Genomic DNA, 19703 nt, shown 5'->3' on the forward strand with positions numbered 1-19703 from the left:
AGCCCGGATGATCGGCGGACCTATTCTCCAATCAGATTTTTCAGATCAGCGTCCCCCGCATAGCGTTCAAAGATCGACATGGCGCGGTCGCGGATTAGCGCCGGTATGATCTTTGCCCGATATGCCAGACTTTTGTCAGCGATAATTGTGTTGGCAGCTTTCTCATCGGTCAGTGCCTGGGCAATGGCCGTCGCGTCAGCCTGATGACCACCAATGAAATCGGCAATTTTCTCGGCCAGAGGTAAGGGATCTCCGAGAATATCCTTTTCATAGGAAATCCAGAGCGGCTTCACCTGTCCACTCGCCTCGCATTTCTGCCAGCTGGCGACGAATTGCGCGTACCAGACGGCTTGCGCGTCCACCAGCAGATCCAGACGTTTTTCCAAGGGTAGATCCTGATAGCAGGCGGGCAGTCCATCATCGAAAAAGCCTTCACCCATGCTGTTCTGCAAGCCTCTTGCTTGCATCAGCGCGTCATCCGTGCAGATCAGGGAAACGAAAAAATTGCGGGTGATAACGATGGGCCTGATGCCATAGAGCGCCATTTGTTGGGCAACATAGGGTGTGCAAAGCACCGGATGCTCTGCCACATATCCGACACCGTCCAGCCCGTTGCGCTGCAAGGCCAGTTCGTCCAGCTCTTTTGAGCTGAGATTGGCTCCAAACAGGGAGGCGGAATAATCCGAATAGGCCATGGTCACCAGATTGGCTGAGCGCAACCCAAGCGGCCTGCGAAGAGCATGTCCGACAATGTCTGCCGATCCCGGCGTGCCAGCCACTAGCAGGTTGAGATTTTTCGCCCTGTTAGCGGTCAATCGCGCCTGAAGGACAGTCTCGGCAAACCGACCAAGGCAGAGTTTGAGGTTTTCTGCTGCATCGTTGTCGATATCGGGCAAGAAGAACGGGTGAACGTGCGACAACGCGACCGTTGCCTCCTGGAGGTCCTGCGGCGCCAGTTGAGCAAGGAACTCCGTTCCCATCCAACATGCCGTCTGCGCATCCGGGATACAGGAGAGAATTTGCATGAAATGGGCAATGTCTTCGGGCTGCGGTGACTGTCCGGGCGGCCTGGTCTTGACATGTACGTTCATGATGCGAGCTCCACAAGCGACTGGCCAGCTCAAGGGCAAGCGTGGTCGATATAATATTTATTGAAAATAATTATAAATGATAACTTGTGCGAGAATGGAGTTCTGCGACCATGTGCGCAATCGCATCCACCGATACGATTGCGCTTTTAAGGAAATCCAGTGAGTGTTTTAAAGTCAAAATCGTGGCGTGTGGTCCACGATTGGATTTTGGCTAGCCATCAGTTTTGCCGCTGCGTTCCAGCTGCTTTGCAGCCTGCCAGAGCTCCTCCATCCGCTCAAGGCTGGCCTCATTCAGCGATGATTTTTCGGCGGACAAGGATTTTTCGATATGGCCGAAGCGCCGTCTGAATTTCACATTCGTTCCCCGCAGGGCTTGCTCGGGATCGCTGCCGGTGTGTCGACCGATATTGACCAGAGCGAAAATCAGATCTCCCAACTCGTCCTTTATCTTGTCTGGCTGCCCGGCTTGGAGCGCTTCGCGCAGTTCAGCGATCTCCTCCTCGATCTTGTCGAGAATGGGTTCGGCCTCAGCCCAATCGAACCCGACCTTTGCAGCCTGTTCCTGAAGTTTGACGGCTTCCGTCAGGGCCGGAAACGTTCTCTGCACTGAGCCGAGATGACCGTCTTTAAACACCTCGGCCATACCACGCGCTGCGCGGCGTTCTGCTCTTTCCTGCTTTTCCTGTTTTTTAATCGCATCCCATTGCAGCTTGACGGCCTCGGGCGTATCGGCCTCTGAGCGGGCAAACACATGCGGATGACGACGGATCATCTTGGAGGTTACCGCCTCGACCACGTCGCCGAAGGAAAACAGTCCGGCCTCCTCGGCAATCCGGGCGTGAAACACCACTTGCAGCAGAAGATCACCCAATTCTTCGCAGAGATCGTCCGGATCGTTGCGCTCGATGGCGTCGGCCACTTCATAGGCTTCTTCCAACGTATAAGGCTTGATGGTCTCGAAGGTCTGGACAATGTCCCAGGGGCAGCCGGTTTGCGGATCGCGAAGCGCCGCCATGATTTCGATCAGCCGGGCGATATCCTGTGAAGGCTGCATGGTTTTTCCTTATTCAACAAAGATCAGTTTAGCGGAATGTCGTTACCGCTCTTGGCTGATTGGTACTGGCCGGACAGATTGCCATAGAGACCACGGATCTTCTGGGCCTGGGTCAGCAGTTCGCCTCTGATTGCATCGTCTTCCACTTCAATCATGTCGTTGATGGCGAAACTGTGCCAGAAGGCGTTCTGCTTGCGATAGCTGCCGGGCTCCAGTCCGAACACTTCCTTCAGAATTTTCAGGTCATGGGGAATGGCGAAGGCATCGCGGCTATCTTCATGGCTGAAGAAATAATAGAAATTGTCAAAACCAGCCCAGGTGATCGCCGACATACACATGGTGCAGGGTTCGTGGGTGGAGAGGAAAATCAGGTCTGATGTCGGTGGGCGCTCGCCCAGTTCGTAAAAGCGCTTCAGCGTATGAACTTCGCCATGCCAGAGTGGATTTTCCAGCTCGTTATTGGTTTCCGCCAGCACCAGCGAAAGGTCCGCTTTGCGCAGGATTGCCGCGCCGAAAATCTTGTTGCCCTCGGCCACGCCTTTTTCCGTCAGCGGGATGATGTCCTGTTCGATCACGTCAAGCAATCTGGCAGTGAGATTTTGATCGGTCATGATGGGCAGCGCTCCTTGAAATCCGTCTTTGTCTTTTCGGTAAAACCGGTGGACACTTTTACAGGACAAACTCGCAGCACATTTAGCGGCAAGCGGCGGCCAAGGGAAAGCCTTCCTCTGCGTATTGATTGAAAATTGCCGGGAGGGGTTGGTTTTGCTCTTATCCTCAAATGCGTTAGGATAGAAATATCGATGCCGTTGGTAAGGCAGATTCGTGTTTCTTCATAACAGCGTTGTTTTCCCGGATAATGGCGAGATAACAAGGAATGGGTCTTTGAGCATCGAGTCTGACAAGCTGGCGGTTTTTCCGGCGTTTTTTCGCGTTTCCGGCGCGAAATTGGCTGTGTTCGGCGATGGCGACGAGGCGTTTGCCAAGGCTAGACTGATCGCCAACACCTCCGCGACCATCATTGCCTTCACCCAGGATCCCGCCCCTGCATATGCAGCCTTTTTGAAGCGTAAAACCATCGAGATCGATCCATCGCCGTTTTCTCCTGATCTGCTGGCGGGAATGAAGCTGGTTTTTGCCGCCACCGGTGATGGTGCGGCGGATCGGATGATTGTTGAAGCGGCCCGGCTGCAAAAAATTCCGGCCAATGCCGTCGACCAGCCGGATTATTGTGATTTCTATACGCCAGCTCTTGTCAATCGTGCGCCGATTGCGGTGGCAATTGGCACGGAAGGTGTGGGGCCGGTGTTGGCCCAGATGATCCGCGCCGGGATCGACCGACAATTGCCGAGGTCGCTGGGTAAGCTGGGGCGGTTGGCCAATAGTTATCGTCATGCTGTTGACAGGCTGTTGCCGCGTGGTGTGGCACGCCGTTTGTTCTGGCGTTCTTTCTTTCAAGGCGACGTGGCCGATGCAATGGAAGGTGGGGATGTGAAGGCTGCTCGTCGCCGGGCGACAAAATTGTTAAAGACGGCGGCCAATACCGTGCCGGAAGGTCGGATCTTTCTGGTCGGGGCAGGGCCGGGGGCGGAAGACCTGCTGACCCTGCGCGCCCATCGACTGATGATGGAAGCCGACGCCATTGTTTATGATGCTTTGGTGCCACAGGCCGTTGTCGATATGGGTCGGCGTGATGCGGACCGTATTCCAGTCGGCAAGCGCAAGGGCTGTCATTCCAAGTCACAGAGTGAGATCAATGATCTCCTCGTGTCGCTCGGTCAGGCTGGCAAGCGTGTCGTGCGGCTGAAGTCCGGTGATCCCTTGATCTTCGGTCGGGCTGGTGAGGAAATGGCGGCGCTGCGCGATGCCGGTATCGCCTATGAGATCGTGCCCGGTGTTACCTCTGCGCTGGCAGCGGCTGCCGATTTTGAATTGCCCTTGACCTTGCGCGGCGTATCCTCTTCGCTGGTCTTTACCACAGGCCATGACCTGACTGGCGATGTTTTGCCCGATTGGGCGCGGTTGGCGCTATCGGGCGCAACCGTGGCCGTCTATATGGGCCGCACGGTGGCGGCTTCCGTCGCCGAACGGCTGATTGCCGGTGGTCTGGCGCAGGACACGACGGTTGCTGTGGTGGAAAATGCCGGGCGCGGCGACCGTCGCCTGCTGCATGGCACGCTGCGGGAATTGCCGGGTCTGGAAGCCATGACGGAATTGACTGGGCCGGTTATGGTCATTATCGGCGATGCGGTGGCGGGTGCGAATTTCGAGCGGTCGATGCCGTTGGCGCAGGCGCGTGTTGGCCTGGCGAATGTCGATCAACAGCAGATGACGAGGGTTTGACAATGGCAGAAAAAGTCTTGACCGCCAACCGTTTGAGCGATGGCATCGCCGTCTGGCTCGATGCCTCCGGCCAGTGGGTGGAAGACCTGCAATCGTCGCTGGTTGCTCGTCATGCCGAGGCTGTCGCGGCGCTGGAAGCTAGCGGCAAGCGGGACTTTACCAATAACCTCGTTGTTGACGTCGCCGTGGTCGATGTGGAAGAGCGGGATGGAAAGCTCTGGCCGCTGCGCCTGCGTGAGCGTATTCGCGCCGCAGGCCCGACCATTCCCTATGCGGATGGGCATGGTCATGCTGATCCTGATTTTGTCGCCGTCTAAAGTTTATCAGGGAAAAGTGAGACCCGGTTTTCCCGAAAGATAAACGAAAACAAAAAAGATCTAGAGTTTGTTTGGTTCAATCTGAACCTGACCGACTATAGAGCCTGAGGAAAGACATGTATCGTTACGATGAATTTGACCATGCCTTTGTTGCGGCCCGCGTGGACCAGTTTCGCGATCAGGTCGGTCGCCGCTTGTCCGGCGAGTTGGCGGAAGATGCGTTCAAGCCGCTTCGGTTGATGAACGGCGTATATTTGCAGTTGCACGCCTATATGTTGCGCGTCGCCATTCCCTATGGCACGTTGAACGCCAAGCAAATGCGGATGCTGGCCCATGTGGCGCGCAAATATGACCGTGGCTATGGTCATTTCACCACGCGGCAGAACATCCAGTATAATTGGCCGAAACTGTCTGATACGCCCGATATTCTGCAAGAACTCGCCAGCGTGGAGATGCACGCCATCCAGACATCCGGCAACTGTATCCGCAATGTCACCGCCGACCATTTTGCCGGTGCAGCGCAGGACGAGGTTGCCGATCCACGCCCTTATGCTGAAATCCTGCGGCAATGGTCTTCGGTCCACCCGGAATTTTCCTTCCTGCCGCGCAAGTTCAAGATTGCCGTGACTGGGGCTGAGCGCGACCGCGCTGCCATTCAGGTGCATGATATCGGCTTGCATGTGAAGAAGGACGCGAGCGGAAATCTTGGCTTTGCCGTCTATGTCGGCGGCGGTCAGGGCAGAACGCCGATGATTGCCAAGAAGATCAAGGATTTCCTGCCCGAAGAGGATATGCTGTCCTATATCACCGCCATTGTCCGGGTTTATAATCTGCATGGCCGTCGCGACAACAAATACAAGGCGCGGATCAAGATCCTGGTGCATGAAACCGGCACGGAAGAACTGACCCGCCAGATCGATGCGGAATTCGCAAACCTGAAGGACAGTGTGCTGAAGCTGCCCGATGCCGACATTCGCGCCATCGAGAGCTATTTTGCCCTGCCTGATCTGGTTGAGCGCCCGGAAGGCTGGGAAGTTCTGGCCAAATCCAAGAAGGCGGATGAGGGCTTTGCCACCTGGCTTGCGCAGAATGTGCAGCCGCATAAGCATCCCGATTACGGCATGGTGACAATTTCGTTGAAGCCGATCGGCGGCATTCCCGGCGATGCCAGCGATGCCCAGATGGATCTGGTGGCGGATCTGGCCGAGCGCTACGGCTTTGACGAAATCCGCGTCAGCCACGAACAGAACCTGATCCTGCCGCATGTGGCGATGGCCGATCTGCCAGCGCTGTATCAGGCACTATCAGGTGCTAATCTTGGCACCGCCAATGCGGGCCTGATCACCGACATTATTGCCTGTCCCGGGCTGGATTATTGCGCGCTGGCCAATGCCCGCGCCATTCCGGTGGCGCAGGCGATTTCCTCGCGCTTCGGCTCCCAGGCGCGCCAGGCTGAGATTGGTGAGCTGAAAATCAAGATTTCCGGCTGTATCAATGCCTGCGGCCATCACCATGTCGGGCATATTGGTCTGTTGGGTGTGGAAAAGAAGGGTGCGGAGCTTTACCAGATCACGCTGGGCGGATCGGGGGATGAAAACTCGTCCATCGGGGAAATCATCGGTCGTGGTTTCGAGCCGGAAAAGGTGACGGATGCGGTGGAGACGGTGGTCGATACCTATCTGGCACTACGGCTCGATCCGAAGGAAACCTTCCTTGAGGCTTATCGCCGTGTCGGGCCAAAGCCCTTCAAGGAAGCCCTGTATGGCGGCGCATCCGCCGAAGCCGCCTGAGGAGCGCGATTATGACCCGTATCTGGACCGAAACCGGTTTTGCCGCACAGGACGTCTGGCTGGAGGAGACCGAAGAGCTGAAAGTGGCTGAGGGCCAGAAAGCGCTTCTGCCGCTGGACGCCTTTATCGCTGCGGCTGAAGAGAGCAATGCCGTCGATCTCGGCGTGGTAATCGCGCCAGCCGATGACGTGACGAAGCTGAAACCCTATCTCGACCGTATCGCCATCATTGCCGTGAAATTCCCGGCCTATAACGACGGGCGTGGCTTTAGCCATGCTTCGCTGTTGCGCGACAGGCTTGGTTATCAGGGCGAATTGCGGGCGGTGGGCGACGTGCTGATCGATCAGGTGCCGCTGATGCTGCGCACCGGCTTCGACAGCTTTGCTGTTACCAATGCGGTGGCGGTGAAACGGCTGGAAGAGGGGCGTCTGCCGGGGATTGCCAATCATTATCAGCCAACTGCCCGGCCAGCGGACGAGGTTGGCGGTTATAGCTGGCGCCGCCGGTCGGCTTCTTGACGCCGGTTTACTCATAAGGAACGATGTAATGGCCTTGCTGCGCGTCTCGCCTCACTGTCGGTTGCACGCTTTCTGTCATCCGGAAGGCGTGCTCTGCTGCGGTTTATGATCGCATCCGCGTGTGGCCTCTGGCCATGCTTGGGATTTTACAGTAACAGGCCCGCCAAGGCGGATAATGCATGCCCGAATACGCCCTGATCCGCGGCGGTTCAACATGCGATTTGAAGGACTCGAACGCTGATGAATGCTCCTGCAAAGACCGATAATGCCGAACTGATCGTCCCGGAAGGCGTCTATGCCGAAACGGTGCTGAGCGTGACGCATTATACCGACCACTTGTTCCGCTTCCGGATGACCCGGCCTGCCGGTTTTCGTTTCCGTTCGGGCGAGTTCGCGATGATTGGCCTGATGGTGGAGGGCAAGCCGCTCTACCGCGCCTATTCTATCGCCAGCCCCTCCTGGGACGAGGAACTGGAATTTTTCTCGATCAAGGTGCCGAATGGGCCGCTGACCCAGCATTTGCAACGCATCCAGCCGGGCGACCGGGTGCTGATGCGCAAGAAGCCGACCGGCACCCTGGTGCTGGACGCGCTGACGCCCGGCAAGCGGCTCTATATGTTCTCGACCGGCACCGGCATTGCGCCCTTCGCCAGCCTGATCCGCGACCCGGAAACCTATGAGAAATTCGAGGAGGTCATCCTCACCCATACCTGCCGCGATGTCGCCGAGCTGAAATATGGGTTCGACCTGATTTCCGAAATCAAGGCCGATGAGATGCTGAGCGAAATCGTCGGCGACAAGTTGAAACATTACGCCACCGCCACCCGCGAAGACTATCCCTTCATGGGCCGGATCACCGACCTGATCGAAAACGGCAAGCTGTTTACCGACCTCGGCGTCCCGGCGCTGGACCCGGCCATTGACCGTGGAATGATTTGCGGCTCGACAGCGATGTTGAAGGACACCAAGGCGCTGCTGGAAAAGGCCGGGCTGACCGAAGGTGCCAACAACAAGCCAGCCGAATTCGTCATCGAGCGGGCGTTCGTCGGCTGATTTTCGGCGCTGTATCGTCGCTTCCGAGTTTCGTGCGGCAGCGTTGCTGCCGCACGAATGGATCATGGCTTGCTGCGTCTAGAGCATTGTGCGTTTCACCAAGTGTATAGACTGCATAATTTTCCGGTTCGTCCTTGGGAGAGATATGATGTCCGCAGAGAAAGTTGCTGTTGTTACGGCTGGTGGAAGCGGCATGGGAGCCGAATGCGCCAGACGTCTTGCCGGTGATGGCTACAAGGTCGCCATCCTGTCATCTTCCGGCAAGGGCGAGGCGCTGGCGACTGAGCTTGGCGGTATTGGCGTAACCGGGTCCAATCAATCCAATGACGACTTGGCGCGTCTGACCAATATCACCATGGAAACCTGGGGGCGGATCGATGTGCTGGTCAACAGCGCCGGTCACGGTCCTCGCGCCCAGATCATCGAGATCACCGATGAGCAATGGCATATGGGCATGGACGTCTATCTGTTGAACGTCATCCGGCCTGTCCGTCTCGTTACGCCGATCATGCAGGCGCAAAAATCGGGCGCTATTATCAATATTTCCACCGCCTGGGCGTTTGAGCCCTCATCGATGTTCCCGACCTCGGCGGTGTTTCGCGCTGGCCTTGCTGCCTATACGAAGATTTTCGCCGATACCTATGCTGAGGACAATATTCGCATGAACAATGTTCTGCCGGGCTGGATCGACAGCCTGCCCGCGACCGAACAGCGCCGGGATGCCGTTCCGATGAAGCGATATGGCACAAGCGCGGAGATCGCCGCGACCGTCGCTTTTCTGTCGTCCGAGGGCGCAGGGTATATCACTGGTCAAAATCTTAAAGTGGATGGTGGATTGACCCGGTCGGTATGACCGTTTGGAGGGGGAGGTCCGCCTCCGCTTAAGCCTTCATTAACCATAACGCGAACTATTCCCCCTAACGCCTTAACCATAATCGCATTTTCGCCATTTTATCCCCATTTCTATTGTGGCACAGTCCTGTGTCACTTCGGGGGACTAAAATTTGACATTTATTCTTTGCAATGGCCGCGTCGCGGTCCTGATTGGTGTGTCGGTGCGATGACGGTAAAAATGGTTTTGCAGCGGCGTTCAGTTTCCGGATGTTTGCGGATGGCATGGGTTATTCTGGCGGGCGTGGCGGTGACGTCCTGCGGCGCCAACCATGATGTGAGCAAGGTCAGCACGACCAAGAAACGCAGCAAGGAATATTTTGCCGAATCCGCCTATGGCGTGAAGGCCAGCCCCCGTGTGGTGGAAAACGGCCCTGTGCCGAAGGGCGGCGGTCGCCGTCTGGTCGGGAACCCCTACGTGGTGGCAGGCAAGGTCTATAAGCCACGCGAGAACCCCAATTACGAAGCATCCGGGCTTGCCTCCTGGTATGGCTCGGCTTTCCATGGGCGCTACACGGCCAATGGCGAAGTCTATGACCAATACGGCATTTCCGCCGCCCATCCGACCATGCCGCTCCCCAGCTACGCCCGTGTTACCAATCTCGATACCGGCAGTTCGGTCATTGTCCGCGTCAACGATCGTGGCCCGTTCCACGCCAATCGCCTGATCGATCTCTCCGACAAGGCAGCCGAACTTCTTGACGTCAAGGGCCACGGCACAGCTAATGTGAAGGTCAAATATGTCGGCCCAGCCGACATGACGGGCCACGACATGCCCTATCTGATGGCATCTTATGTCCGCAAGGGCCAGCGCGTTCCCGGCGTCGATCCCTTCGGTGGTGGCCAGATCGCCAGTGGCGTGATGGTGGCGTCGAATGCGCCGCAGCAGAATTTCTTCGGCCGTTTCGCAGGCCCGGCCAGCGCGTCTGCACCGCAGCCGAAAACGGCAAAACCGGTTGTTGCGCCGGCGTCAGCCTCGGCTTACGGCAGCAACTCCTATCCGGTTTCCGCCAGCGCCAATGCACCGCGCCCGGTCCAGCGTCAGCCGGTCGCCGTATCGCGGCCAGAACCGACCCGCATTGAACCGACCCGCGAATGGCAGGCTCCGGCCATTGCCTCGGCTGAGCCGATGCCGCAGCCGCGCAATGCTGCCAGCACCGGCGTGGCTCGCCGGGAGATGGCGCCTGTGGCCGCACCGCAGCCGGCTCGCGCCACTGCGACCCGTCAGAAGCCGGTGGCGGCACCGTCTGGTGGCGGCCTGCCGCCCGGCTGGCATGTCGGCCCGGCTCCTGTGACAGCCAATGCCTATTCCAATCCCAATGAAGGCTGATCCCAACTGGCGCTGGTGAGGCTTGTTCGAGCCTTGCTCTAGCCGTTTTCAAGGGTAGACGCCTTCCTCCATAAAACCTATCCATTATAGATGCCGGTGGCGATTCTCGCTCTCCGGCATCCTATTATTGGTGAAGGATGGCGATGCATATCGGCTTGCCGGTCACAAAGCGCTTTTGGGCGTATGCTGGATCATACGATAGAAAGATTGTTGTGCTGCTTGCGGCACTTTTCTACGGAGCAAGCCTCCAGACCAGCGCCTTTGCACAAGCAGCGGCGACCGACGCGGCAACGCCCGCCGTTTACGCCACCGAGGCCAAGCAGGTCCTGCTGATCGAGGCTGAAACCGGCAGCGTGCTGTTTGAAAAGAACAGCGATCAGCCCTTTACCTCGGCTTCTCTCTCCAAGATGATGGTTGCGGAAGTGGTGCTCGATGCGCTGAAATCCGGTCGCCTGACGCTGTCCCAGGACTTTCCCGTTTCCGAATTCGCCTGGCGCACCGGTGGCGCGCCGTCGCGCACGGCGACGATGTTTGCTGCCGTGCGCTCGCGCGTGCCGGTGGAGGCGCTGCTGAAGGGTGTCATGGTGCAAATGGCCAATGATGCCTGCCTGATCCTTGCCGAAGGCATGGCTGGGTCGGAGCAGGGTTTCGTCAAGCTTATGAATGAGCGGGCAGCGGCGCTTGGTCTTAAGGACAGCCATTTTGCCAATGCAACCGGTCTTCCAGATCCCGGCAATAAAGTCAGCCTGAGGGATATGATCACGCTGGCGCAGGCGCTCAAGACCAATTACCCGGATTTCTATGCGCTCTACGCCCAGCCGGATTTCGAATGGAACAAGATCTTCCAGCGCAATCGCAATCCGCTTCTTGGCCAGTCACCCGGTGTGGATGGCCTGGCGGCAGGGTTTGCCGAGGGGGAAGGTTATTCCATCGTCGCCTCCGCGCAGCAGAATGGCGTGCGGCTCTATCTGGGCCTGGCGGGCAGCGAAAGCGACAAATCCCGGCAGGAGGATGCTGCAAAGGCACTCGCCTGGGGCTTTTCCGCCTTTGAAAAACGCCGCCTGTTTGAGGCGGGGCAAGTGATTGGCGAGGCCAGCGTTTATGGCGGGGAACCGGCACAGGTGCCGCTGGTGTCGCCGCAGCCGGTTGATGTCTATCTGCCGGTTGGCGCCAGCGATAAGTTGGAAGCCAAGGTGATTTATCCCTGGCCATTGCGTCCCGGCGTTGCGCAAGGCCAGCAGGTCGGGCATTTGAAGGTCATGCTCGGCGATAAGCTGCTGCGTGACATGCCGCTTCAGGCCGGATCGCCGTCAACGCTGGGCTCGCTGGTCAAACGCACCCGTGACGCACTGGTGGAACTGCTGTTTTCCTGGGTTTGATCCGACAGAGGTTTCCCAGGGCGCAAGCTTGCGTTACACAGCGGTTCTAGAGTTTGTCAGGGGAAAGTGGAAACCGATTTTCCCGAAAATACAAACGAAAACAAGAGTAGCTAGAGTCTGTCTGGTTCAATCTGAACCTGACAGACTCTAGAGCGTCGGACCGAAACGTGGGAACCGGTTTCCCGTCCGGAAACACTCTAAACAGGAAAGAAAGCGGATCAGTGTCGGTTGGCAGCGGATTATTTGTAACATTCGAAGGCGGCGAGGGGGCGGGCAAGTCCACCCAGATCAGGCTTTTGGCGAATGCGCTGGAGGCGCTCGGCTTTGCCGTTGTCACCAGCCGTGAACCTGGTGGCTCACCCTGCGCCGAGGCCTTGCGACATGTGCTGCTGTCGGGTGCCGCCGAGCCGTTCGGGGTGGAAATGGAAGCCATCCTGTTTGCCGCCGCCCGCAATGACCATGTCGAGGCGCGTTTGCGCCCAGCGCTACTGCGGGGCGATATGGTCCTTTGTGACCGGTTCATGGATTCCTCACGGGTCTATCAGGGCGCGACCGGCAATCTCTCTTCAGCCTTCATCGAGCGACTGCAAGCCATTGCCGTTGATGGCGTGGTGCCGGACCTGACGATCATCCTCGATCTGCCAGCCAATATTGGACTGGCGCGGGCCAAAAACCGGGCCGGGGCTTTGGGAGAAGATGCGCCGGACCGTTTCGAGAAAGAGGAAATCGCCATTCACGAACGCCGCCGCGAGGCTTTTCTAGCCATTGCGCGGGCCGAGCCTGCGCGTTGCAGAGTGGTGGATGCGCGCGCCGGGATCGAGCAGATCGCCGAGGAGATTTTTGCAGCGGTGAAACCGCTCCTGCCTCACAATGTCGGAAGGCGCTAGAATGGAAAAGCCCGGTCTTCTCGATGGTGCCATTGCGCCTTTTGCCAATGACAGGATGTTTGGCCATGGCGCTGCGGAACAGTTTCTGGCCAGTTCCTACCAATCCGGCAAGCTTCATCATGCGATCTTGATAGAAGGGCCGGAGGGGATCGGCAAGGCAACGCTGGCCTTCCGTTTCGCTCATCATGTTCTATCGCATCCCGACCCCGCCAGTGCGCCCTTTGTCATCGCCGACCCGGACCCCAATTCGCTGGTTGGGCGGCAGATTGCGTCCGGGGCCTCGCATAACCTCCTGCATATTGCCCGACCGGTGGATGAAAAGACCGGCAGGGTAAAATCCTCGATTACCGTGGAGGAAATCCGCAAGGCTGGTCATTTCTTTTCCCAGACCTCAGGTGGTGGCAATTGGCGGATCGTCATCCTCGATCCTGCCGACGACATGAACCGCAATGCGGCCAATGCCATTTTGAAAGTGCTGGAAGAGCCGCCGAAACGGTCGCTGTTTCTGGTCCTGTCCCATGCGCCCGGCAAGCTTTTGCCCACCATTCGCTCACGCTGCATGCCGCTGAAATTACAAACGCTTGGCGTGGACGATCTGGCCAGCGCGCTGGCGCATCTGGGGGTCTCGCCACCTGTGGAGCAGATGGCGGCGCTTTCTGATCTCTCCAAGGGCAGCGTGTCGCAGGCGTTGAAACTGATCAACTATGGCGGCATGGAAATCATTGCTGCCTTCAATGCTATCCTTGCCAGTGAAGGCCCGGCGGCGCGAAAGCAGATGCACAAGCTGGCTGATGCGCTGTCAGCCAAGGACAGCGACGTTATCTACCACTTCTTTATCGAGCACCTGTCCGAATTCCTGATGGACAATGCGCGGCAGGTGGCGATGGCGGGTGATCTTGCCCGGGCCGAGCGGCTATCGCGGCTTTCCAGCGCCATCATTGAAAAGCTTGGTGTGGCCGGGGCCTATAACCTCGACCGTAAGCAGACGCTGCTGGAAATTCTTGGCGAGGTCGCGGCTGTATAAGCGGTTCCTACAACGAGATCAATTTCGCCGCGACGATCACCAGAATGAGGGCGAGGATAATTCTCACTGCCTTTTCCGGCAGGCGTGGTGCGGCATAGCTGCCCAACACGATACCGGGGATGGAGCCGATCAGCAGTGAGCCCAGCAGCACCCAGTTGACATCGCCGATCACCCAATAGCCGATACCGCCGATCAGCGTCAGCGGAATGGCATGGGCAATATCTGAGCCGACAATGTCGTTGATGGTGGAGCGGGGATAGAGAAACAGCAGCACGGTCACGCCGATGGCCCCAGCACCGACCGATGTCAGCGTGACGACGGCACCCAGAACCAGGCCAAGAACGAAGGTGCCGATTGCAATGGTGCGTGGGCTTGGGCTGGGATGGGCTTGAAGCCAGTTGATTTCATAGCGCATCAGCAGATCTCGAAACAGCAGGATGAGTGCTGTCATCATCAGCATGATTCCGAGGCTGGTGGTCAGGAGATCGGTGGAATGGGCGCTTTTTCGATCAACGCCGCTCATCAGCCAGAGGGTCACGGACGTTGCTGGAACGCTGCCCAATGCCAGCAGGCCGACCAGCCGCCAGCGGATATGGCCGTGGCGATGATGCACAGCGGCACCCGCCATCTTGGTCACGGCGGCATAGAGCAGATCAGTCCCTACGGCGGTTGCCGGATGAACGCCGAACAACAGCACCATCAGCGGTGTCATCAGCGACGCGCCGCCGACGCCGGTAATGCCAACCAGACACCCGACGACAAAGCCCGACAGCGACACCAGGGGGTCAAACGAAAAACCGGTCAGAACGGCACCTCCTCGGATTCGGACATGGCCGATCTAGCGAAAGCCGGGTGCAGCGGTCAAGGTGCGAGACCCTATCAAAGCGCGTGGTCGAGAAACTTGTTGTTTCGCAACGCGGCGACATGCGCTAAGAGCGGCGGACATTCCTGATCGATAAAGCGGACTTGCAAGGGCCGACCCATGAAAGATACGTTCTACATCACCACCGCCATTTCCTACCCGAACGGCAAGCCGCATATCGGCCATGCCTATGAGCTGATCGCCACGGATGCGATGGCGCGCTTCCAGCGGCTGGATGGCAAGGATGTGTTCTTCCTGACCGGCACCGACGAACATGGCCAGAAAATGCAGCAGACCGCCCGCAACGAAGGCATTGCGCCAGAGGAACTGGCGAAGCGCAATTCTGACGAATTCCGCGCCATGGGCAAGCTGCTCAATGCCTCCAACGACGATTTCATCCGCACCACGGAAGCCCGCCACCACGCCGCCAGCCAGGAAATCTGGAAGCGGATGGAGAAAAACGGCGATATCTACAAGGACAGCTATGCGGGCTGGTATTCGGTGCGCGACGAGGCCTATTACGCCGAAGACGAAACCGAAATGCGCGCCGATGGCGTTCGCTATGGGCCGCAAGGCACGCCGGTGGAATGGGTGGAGGAGGAGAGCTATTTCTTCCGACTTTCAGCCTATGAAGACAAGCTGCTGAAGCTCTACGAGGATCAGCCGGATTTCATTGGCCCCAATGAGCGCCGCAACGAGGTGCTGTCCTTCGTTAAGTCCGGTCTCAAGGACCTGTCGATGTCGCGCACCACCTTCGATTGGGGTATCAAGGTGCCCGGCGATGACAAGCATGTGATGTATGTCTGGGTTGATGCGCTGACCAATTACATCACCGCCACCGGCTATCTGACCGATGAAAATGGGCCGCGCGCCAAATACTGGCCGGCAGACGCCCATATCATCGGTAAGGATATCATTCGATTCCACGCCGTCTATTGGCCAGCTTTCCTGCTGTCGGCGGGTGTTGCGTTGCCTAAGCGAATTTTTGCCCATGGATTCGTTCTGAACAAGGGCGAGAAGATGTCAAAATCGCTCGGGAATGTGGTTGACCCCTTTGACCTGTTGCAGCAGTTCGGTCTTGATAACGTCCGTTATTTCCTGTGCCGCGAAATTTCTTTTGGGCAGGACGGCAACTGTAATGCTGAGCTTATTGCTCCGCGTATCAATGCCGATCTCGCCAACGGCATCGGCAATCTCGCCAGCCGTTCGCTGTCGATGATCGCCAAGAATCTTGACGGCAAGGTGCCGCAGCCCGGCCCTCTGACCGAGGCTGACGAGGCTATTCTCGCCACGGCGGATGAAGCGATTGCCATTTGCCGTGAGGAAATGTCTCGCCAGCAGATCCACAAGGCCGTGGGCGCGATCATGAACATCGTCAACGAAGCCGATCGTTATTTCGCCGCCCAGGCACCCTGGGTGCTGCGCAAGACGGATGTGCCGCGCATGGAAACGGTGCTGTATGTGACAGCGGAAGTGGTACGGCAGATTGCCATCCTGTTCCAGCCGATCATGCCCGACAGTGCTGCGAAGCTGCTTGATCTCGTGGCAATCGCGCCTGATGATCGGGTGTTCGCCAAACTGGGCAAGGCCGGTCGCCTGACGCCCGGCACGGAACTTCCTGCCGTCTCACCGGTCTTCCCGCGCTACGTCGCCACTGACGCAGACAAAGCAGCAGACAAAGCAGCGGACAGGGCCTGAGTGATGTTGATCGATACCCATTGCCATCTGGATTTCGCCGATTTCGAAGAAGAGCGCGACGCGCTGGTGAAGCGCGCCCATGATGCGGGCGTCAAGCAGATGGTGACGATCTCCACCCGTGTCGCCAAGCTTCCGGCGCTGTTGGCGCTGACCGAGCGCTACCCTTCGGTATTCTGCTCGGTCGGCACCCATCCCAACAATGCCAATGAAGAGCTGGAGATTGGTGCTGATGATCTGGTGCGGCTGGCCGAGACGCATGAGAAAGTCGTTGCTATCGGCGAATGTGGTCTGGACTATTTCTACGATACCCAGACACCTGAGGACCAGAAGACCGGCTTCCTGCGCCATATCGAGGCATCGCGCCGCACACAATTGCCGCTGGTGATCCATAGCCGCAGCGCCGATGACGACATGGGTCACATCTTGCGCGACGAGACCGCCAAGGGTGCGTTTCCCTTCATTCTGCATTGCTTTTCGGCGGGCGTGGCTTTGGCTAAAACCGGGGTCGAGCTGGGTGGCTATATTTCCTTTTCCGGCATCCTGACCTTTCCGAAATCGCAGGAGCTGCGCGATATCGCCAAGGAAATTCCTCTGGATCGCCTTTTGGTGGAAACAGACGCGCCTTACCTTGCGCCGAAACGCTGGCGTGGAAAACGCAACGAGCCCTCCTATGTCGTCAATACGGCGGAGGTGCTGGCCGAGGTCAAAGGTGTCAGCTACGCGGACATCGCCGCGATCACCACGGATAATGCATTGAGACTGTTTTCGAAAATGCCAAGGCTTTGAGTGACCGATGACCTATCTCCGCCGCTTCACCATTCTGGGATGCTCATCCTCGCCGGGCGTGCCGCGGATCAATGGTGACTGGGGAGATTGCGATCCGTCGAACCCGAAAAACCGGCGCACACGCGCGTCTTTCCTGATCGAGCAGATCGGCCCGGATGGCGGCAAGACCGTGGTTCTAGTCGATACTGGCCCGGATTTTCGTGAGCAGATGATCCGTGCGGGTGTCCAATCCCTGGACGCCGTCGTCTATAGCCACGCCCATGCCGACCACTTGCATGGCATCGACGACCTGCGCGGCTATTCCTTGATGCAGCGCGGACGCATTCCGATCTATGCCGAGCCGGAGACCATGCGCCGGATAGAGACGGGGTTCGGTTACTGCCTGAAGACCCCTGATGGTAGCAATTATCCACCCATCGTGCGTCCCCATATCATCGAGGACATGGACAGTCTGATTGAGATTGATGGCGCAGGCGGGCGCATTGCGCTCATGCCGCTGGAACAGCAGCATGGCGACATTATTTCACTCGGCTTTCGCATCGGTGATGTCGCCTATTGCAGCGATGTCAGCGATTTTCCGGCGCACACCGTGCCGCGTCTGGCTGGGCTGGATGTACTTGTTATCGATGCCCTGCAATATAGAGAGCATCCGAGCCATTTGTCCCTGTCGCAATCGCTGGCCTGGATCGACAGGCTTGCCCCAAAGCGGGCGATATTGACCCATATGCATATTCCACTCGATTACGAGACCGTCCTGCGCGAAACGCCTGATCATGTCGAGCCGGCGTATGACCAGATGCAATTCGAGGTCACGCTGCCGGCCTGATTTCTTGAAAACGTGGCGCGGGCCAGGATAGACGATGTTGAACAAGCCCTTTCAATCTCCCAGCACGGCCAGCTTTCTCAACAATCTGAAAGCCTCCCGGCTTCAGGCGCTGCTGCGGCGGGGCGAGCTGGGGCTGGTGGTGCTGGCCGCCATTATCGGCATACTCGCGGGTTTGCTGGTGTCGCTGGTCAGTTTCTTAAGCGCCAGTCTGCATTTTCTGGTCTTCGGCGTTGAGGGCACGTTGAGTGGCAGCGGCATTACCGGACCTATCGTGCTGGGTGGCCCCATTATCGGCGGCATCATCCTCGGCGTCATTGTCTTCATTCTGTCCAAAACCCGTAAAAAACCGATGGTTGACCCCATCGAGGCCAATGCGTTGCATGGTGGACGGCTGTCGCTGACCGACAGCATCATCGTTTGCGTGCAGAATATCATTTCGAACGGCTTCGGGGCTTCGGTCGGGCTGGAGGCCGGTTATACCCAGATCGCCTCCGGCTTTGCCTCCAAGCTCGGCGTCAAGCTGAAGCTGCGGCGCGGTGACTTACGGCTGCTGGTCGGCTGCGGGGCGGCAGGCGCCATTGCTGCGGCTTTCGACGCACCGCTGACCGGCGCCTTCTATGCGGTTGAACTGATCATTGGCTCCTATACCGTCGTGACGCTCGCCCCGGTGATCGTCTCGGCGCTGGTGGCAAAAATCGTTACCAGCCAGATCGGCGGGCAGGGGCTGTCCATCGATATCGGCGCGGTCGGCAATATTACCCCAATCGATTATCTGCCCGCCGTCATGCTCGGCATCGTTTGCGCGGGCGTCGGCATCGTCCTCATGCAGGCCGTCTCCTTCATCGAGGAAACCGCCCGCAAAAGCTTCATCTCCCAGCCCTTCAGGCCGATGATCGGCGGAATCATTATCGGCCTTCTGGCGCTGGTTTCCCCACAGGTTCTGGCCGGTGGCCACGGCGCGCTGCATATCAACCTCAATACCCAGAGCAGCCTTTATGCACTGGTTCTGTTGTTCGTGCTGAAATCCATTGCCAGTGCCATCTCCATCGGCTCCGGCTTTCGTGGCGGCCTGTTTTTCGCATCGCTGTTCATGGGCGCGCTGCTCGGCAAGATCTTTGCCTTTGCGGCCATGCTGTTTCCAGTTCTGACGCTGACGCCGGTGATTTATGCCGTGGTCGGCATGAGCGCCTTTGCCGCCGCCGTCATTGGTGGACCGCTGACCATGACCTTCCTGGCTCTGGAACTAACCGGCGACTTTCCGATCACCGCGCTGGTGCTTGCCTCTGTTATCACCACCTCGCTGGTGGTGAGGGTGTCGTTCGGCTATTCCTTCGCCACTTGGCGTTTTCACCTGCGCGGAGAAACCATTCGCAGCGCCCAGGATGTCGGCTGGATACGAGACCTGACGGTGGCCAAGATGATGCGCGCCGATGTCCGCACCGCCAAGCTCTCCATGGGGCTTGAGGAATTCTGCAAGCAATTTCCATTGGGCTCGACCCAGCGGGTCATCATGGTCAATGACGACGGACGCTATGCCGGTATCGTGCTTTTGCCGGAAATCTATGCCGATCCAATGGACCGCGAGGATGAGAGCCGCAGCCTGGAAACCTATCTGCGCTATACCAAGGATGTGCTTTTGCCGACCATGAACGTCAAGCAGGCCGCCGCCATCTTTGATTCCACCCAGAGTGAAGCGCTGGCCGTAATGAACGACCGTGTGCAGAACCGTCCCATCGGCTTGCTGACCGAAAGCCACACGCTTCGCCGCTATAGTGAAGAACTCGACCTCAGACGCCGGGAGGTTGCAGGCGAGTTTTAAACCCTTCGGGGGCCAAGATGATGTGGTGGTATCTT

At 58.1% G+C, this 19703-nt stretch carries 18 protein-coding genes; 14 read left to right on the top strand and 4 right to left on the bottom strand.

The annotated features are described in order from the left end of the window. Positions 1–20 precede the first annotated feature (20 nt). The 3 genes from AVCG78_RS06225 to AVCG78_RS06235 all read right to left on the bottom strand — a co-directional run bounded on the left by AVCG78_RS06225 (position 21) and on the right by AVCG78_RS06235 (position 2756). Positions 21–1091 carry a hypothetical protein gene (locus tag AVCG78_RS06225; protein WP_071206693.1) on the bottom strand — a complete coding sequence of 357 codons (1071 nt, stop codon included), beginning with the start codon at positions 1089–1091 and terminating at the stop codon, positions 21–23. 211 nt (positions 1092–1302) lie between these two features. Further along, entirely contained in the window at positions 1303–2145 is an 843-nt protein-coding gene (mazG, locus tag AVCG78_RS06230) for a nucleoside triphosphate pyrophosphohydrolase (RefSeq protein WP_071206692.1), read from the bottom strand. A 23-nt stretch (positions 2146–2168) separates the two neighbouring features. Then, entirely contained in the window at positions 2169–2756 is a 588-nt protein-coding gene (locus tag AVCG78_RS06235) for a deaminase (protein WP_071206691.1), read from the bottom strand. A 274-nt stretch (positions 2757–3030) separates the two neighbouring features. Between AVCG78_RS06235 and cysG the strand changes: the two genes are divergently transcribed. The 10 genes from cysG (at position 3031) to AVCG78_RS06285 (ending at position 13677) form a co-directional block, all read left to right on the top strand. Continuing rightward, positions 3031–4488, top strand: a complete 1458-nt coding sequence (gene cysG / locus AVCG78_RS06240; protein ID WP_071206690.1) for a siroheme synthase CysG — start codon at positions 3031–3033, stop codon at positions 4486–4488. A gap of 2 nt (positions 4489–4490) precedes the next feature. Next, on the top strand, positions 4491–4805 hold the full coding sequence (locus tag AVCG78_RS06245; protein ID WP_070164641.1) for a DUF2849 domain-containing protein: 315 nt from the start codon (positions 4491–4493) through the stop codon (positions 4803–4805). Positions 4806–4921: 116 nt separating this feature from the next. Then, a complete protein-coding gene (locus AVCG78_RS06250) occupies positions 4922–6595 on the top strand; it encodes a nitrite/sulfite reductase (protein WP_071206689.1) in 1674 nt (557 codons plus the stop codon). Positions 6596–6606: 11 nt separating this feature from the next. Then, on the top strand, positions 6607–7113 hold the full coding sequence (locus AVCG78_RS06255; protein ID WP_071206688.1) for a DUF934 domain-containing protein: 507 nt from the start codon (positions 6607–6609) through the stop codon (positions 7111–7113). Positions 7114–7353: 240 nt separating this feature from the next. Then, the gene (locus AVCG78_RS06260) at positions 7354–8166 is read left to right on the top strand and encodes a ferredoxin--NADP reductase (protein WP_060715569.1); all 813 of its coding nucleotides are present in this window, start codon (positions 7354–7356) and stop codon (positions 8164–8166) included. 148 nt (positions 8167–8314) lie between these two features. Then, entirely contained in the window at positions 8315–9019 is a 705-nt protein-coding gene (locus tag AVCG78_RS06265) for an SDR family oxidoreductase (protein ID WP_071206687.1), read from the top strand. A gap of 258 nt (positions 9020–9277) precedes the next feature. Then, the gene (locus tag AVCG78_RS06270) at positions 9278–10387 is read left to right on the top strand and encodes a septal ring lytic transglycosylase RlpA family protein (protein WP_071206686.1); all 1110 of its coding nucleotides are present in this window, start codon (positions 9278–9280) and stop codon (positions 10385–10387) included. Positions 10388–10599: 212 nt separating this feature from the next. Continuing rightward, complete coding sequence (locus tag AVCG78_RS06275) at positions 10600–11766, top strand: D-alanyl-D-alanine carboxypeptidase family protein (protein WP_234665111.1); 1167 nt, start codon at positions 10600–10602, stop codon at positions 11764–11766. A 221-nt stretch (positions 11767–11987) separates the two neighbouring features. Next, complete coding sequence (gene tmk, locus AVCG78_RS06280) at positions 11988–12653, top strand: dTMP kinase (protein ID WP_015915959.1); 666 nt, start codon at positions 11988–11990, stop codon at positions 12651–12653. A gap of 1 nt (position 12654) precedes the next feature. After that, positions 12655–13677, top strand: coding sequence for a DNA polymerase III subunit delta' (locus tag AVCG78_RS06285; RefSeq protein ID WP_409065473.1), 1023 nt, complete (start codon positions 12655–12657; stop codon positions 13675–13677). Between the two features lie 7 nt (positions 13678–13684). Here AVCG78_RS06285 and AVCG78_RS06290 read toward each other — a convergent pair whose 3' ends face one another. Continuing rightward, complete coding sequence (locus AVCG78_RS06290) at positions 13685–14455, bottom strand: sulfite exporter TauE/SafE family protein (RefSeq protein WP_234665110.1); 771 nt, start codon at positions 14453–14455, stop codon at positions 13685–13687. 204 nt (positions 14456–14659) lie between these two features. On the opposite strand from AVCG78_RS06290, the gene metG reads away from it, so the two are divergent. Genes metG through AVCG78_RS06310 form a run of 4 tightly spaced genes read left to right on the top strand, consistent with a single transcriptional unit; the run spans position 14660 to position 19668 of the window. Then, positions 14660–16237, top strand: a complete 1578-nt coding sequence (gene metG / locus AVCG78_RS06295; RefSeq protein WP_071585109.1) for a methionine--tRNA ligase — start codon at positions 14660–14662, stop codon at positions 16235–16237. A gap of 3 nt (positions 16238–16240) precedes the next feature. Next, positions 16241–17023 (top strand): TatD family hydrolase, encoded by a 783-nt coding sequence (locus AVCG78_RS06300; RefSeq protein WP_071206683.1) that lies wholly within the window; start codon positions 16241–16243, stop codon positions 17021–17023. Between the two features lie 7 nt (positions 17024–17030). Continuing rightward, a complete protein-coding gene (locus AVCG78_RS06305) occupies positions 17031–17849 on the top strand; it encodes an MBL fold metallo-hydrolase (protein WP_071206682.1) in 819 nt (272 codons plus the stop codon). A 34-nt stretch (positions 17850–17883) separates the two neighbouring features. Next, positions 17884–19668 (top strand): chloride channel protein, encoded by a 1785-nt coding sequence (locus AVCG78_RS06310; RefSeq protein ID WP_071206681.1) that lies wholly within the window; start codon positions 17884–17886, stop codon positions 19666–19668. Positions 19669–19703: the final 35 nt, after the last annotated feature.

It is taken from the genome of Gillisella vitis, assembly GCF_021559775.1.
Classification (GTDB): domain Bacteria; phylum Pseudomonadota; class Alphaproteobacteria; order Rhizobiales; family Rhizobiaceae; genus Allorhizobium; species Allorhizobium ampelinum.

Coding starts and splice junctions, on each gene's coding strand:
- AVCG78_RS06250 (WP_071206689.1), top strand. CDS start 4,922: ATGTATCGTTACGATGAATTTGACCATGCCTTTGTTGCGGCCCGCGTG.
- AVCG78_RS06245 (WP_070164641.1), top strand. CDS start 4,491: ATGGCAGAAAAAGTCTTGACCGCCAACCGTTTGAGCGATGGCATCGCC.
- metG (WP_071585109.1), top strand. CDS start 14,660: ATGAAAGATACGTTCTACATCACCACCGCCATTTCCTACCCGAACGGC.
- AVCG78_RS06305 (WP_071206682.1), top strand. CDS start 17,031: ATGACCTATCTCCGCCGCTTCACCATTCTGGGATGCTCATCCTCGCCG.
- AVCG78_RS06300 (WP_071206683.1), top strand. CDS start 16,241: ATGTTGATCGATACCCATTGCCATCTGGATTTCGCCGATTTCGAAGAA.
- AVCG78_RS06270 (WP_071206686.1), top strand. CDS start 9,278: ATGGCATGGGTTATTCTGGCGGGCGTGGCGGTGACGTCCTGCGGCGCC.
- AVCG78_RS06265 (WP_071206687.1), top strand. CDS start 8,315: ATGTCCGCAGAGAAAGTTGCTGTTGTTACGGCTGGTGGAAGCGGCATG.
- AVCG78_RS06310 (WP_071206681.1), top strand. CDS start 17,884: ATGTTGAACAAGCCCTTTCAATCTCCCAGCACGGCCAGCTTTCTCAAC.
- AVCG78_RS06235 (WP_071206691.1), bottom strand. CDS start 2,756: ATGACCGATCAAAATCTCACTGCCAGATTGCTTGACGTGATCGAACAG.
- AVCG78_RS06285 (WP_409065473.1), top strand. CDS start 12,655: ATGGAAAAGCCCGGTCTTCTCGATGGTGCCATTGCGCCTTTTGCCAAT.
- mazG (WP_071206692.1), bottom strand. CDS start 2,145: ATGCAGCCTTCACAGGATATCGCCCGGCTGATCGAAATCATGGCGGCG.
- AVCG78_RS06225 (WP_071206693.1), bottom strand. CDS start 1,091: ATGAACGTACATGTCAAGACCAGGCCGCCCGGACAGTCACCGCAGCCC.
- AVCG78_RS06255 (WP_071206688.1), top strand. CDS start 6,607: ATGACCCGTATCTGGACCGAAACCGGTTTTGCCGCACAGGACGTCTGG.
- AVCG78_RS06260 (WP_060715569.1), top strand. CDS start 7,354: ATGAATGCTCCTGCAAAGACCGATAATGCCGAACTGATCGTCCCGGAA.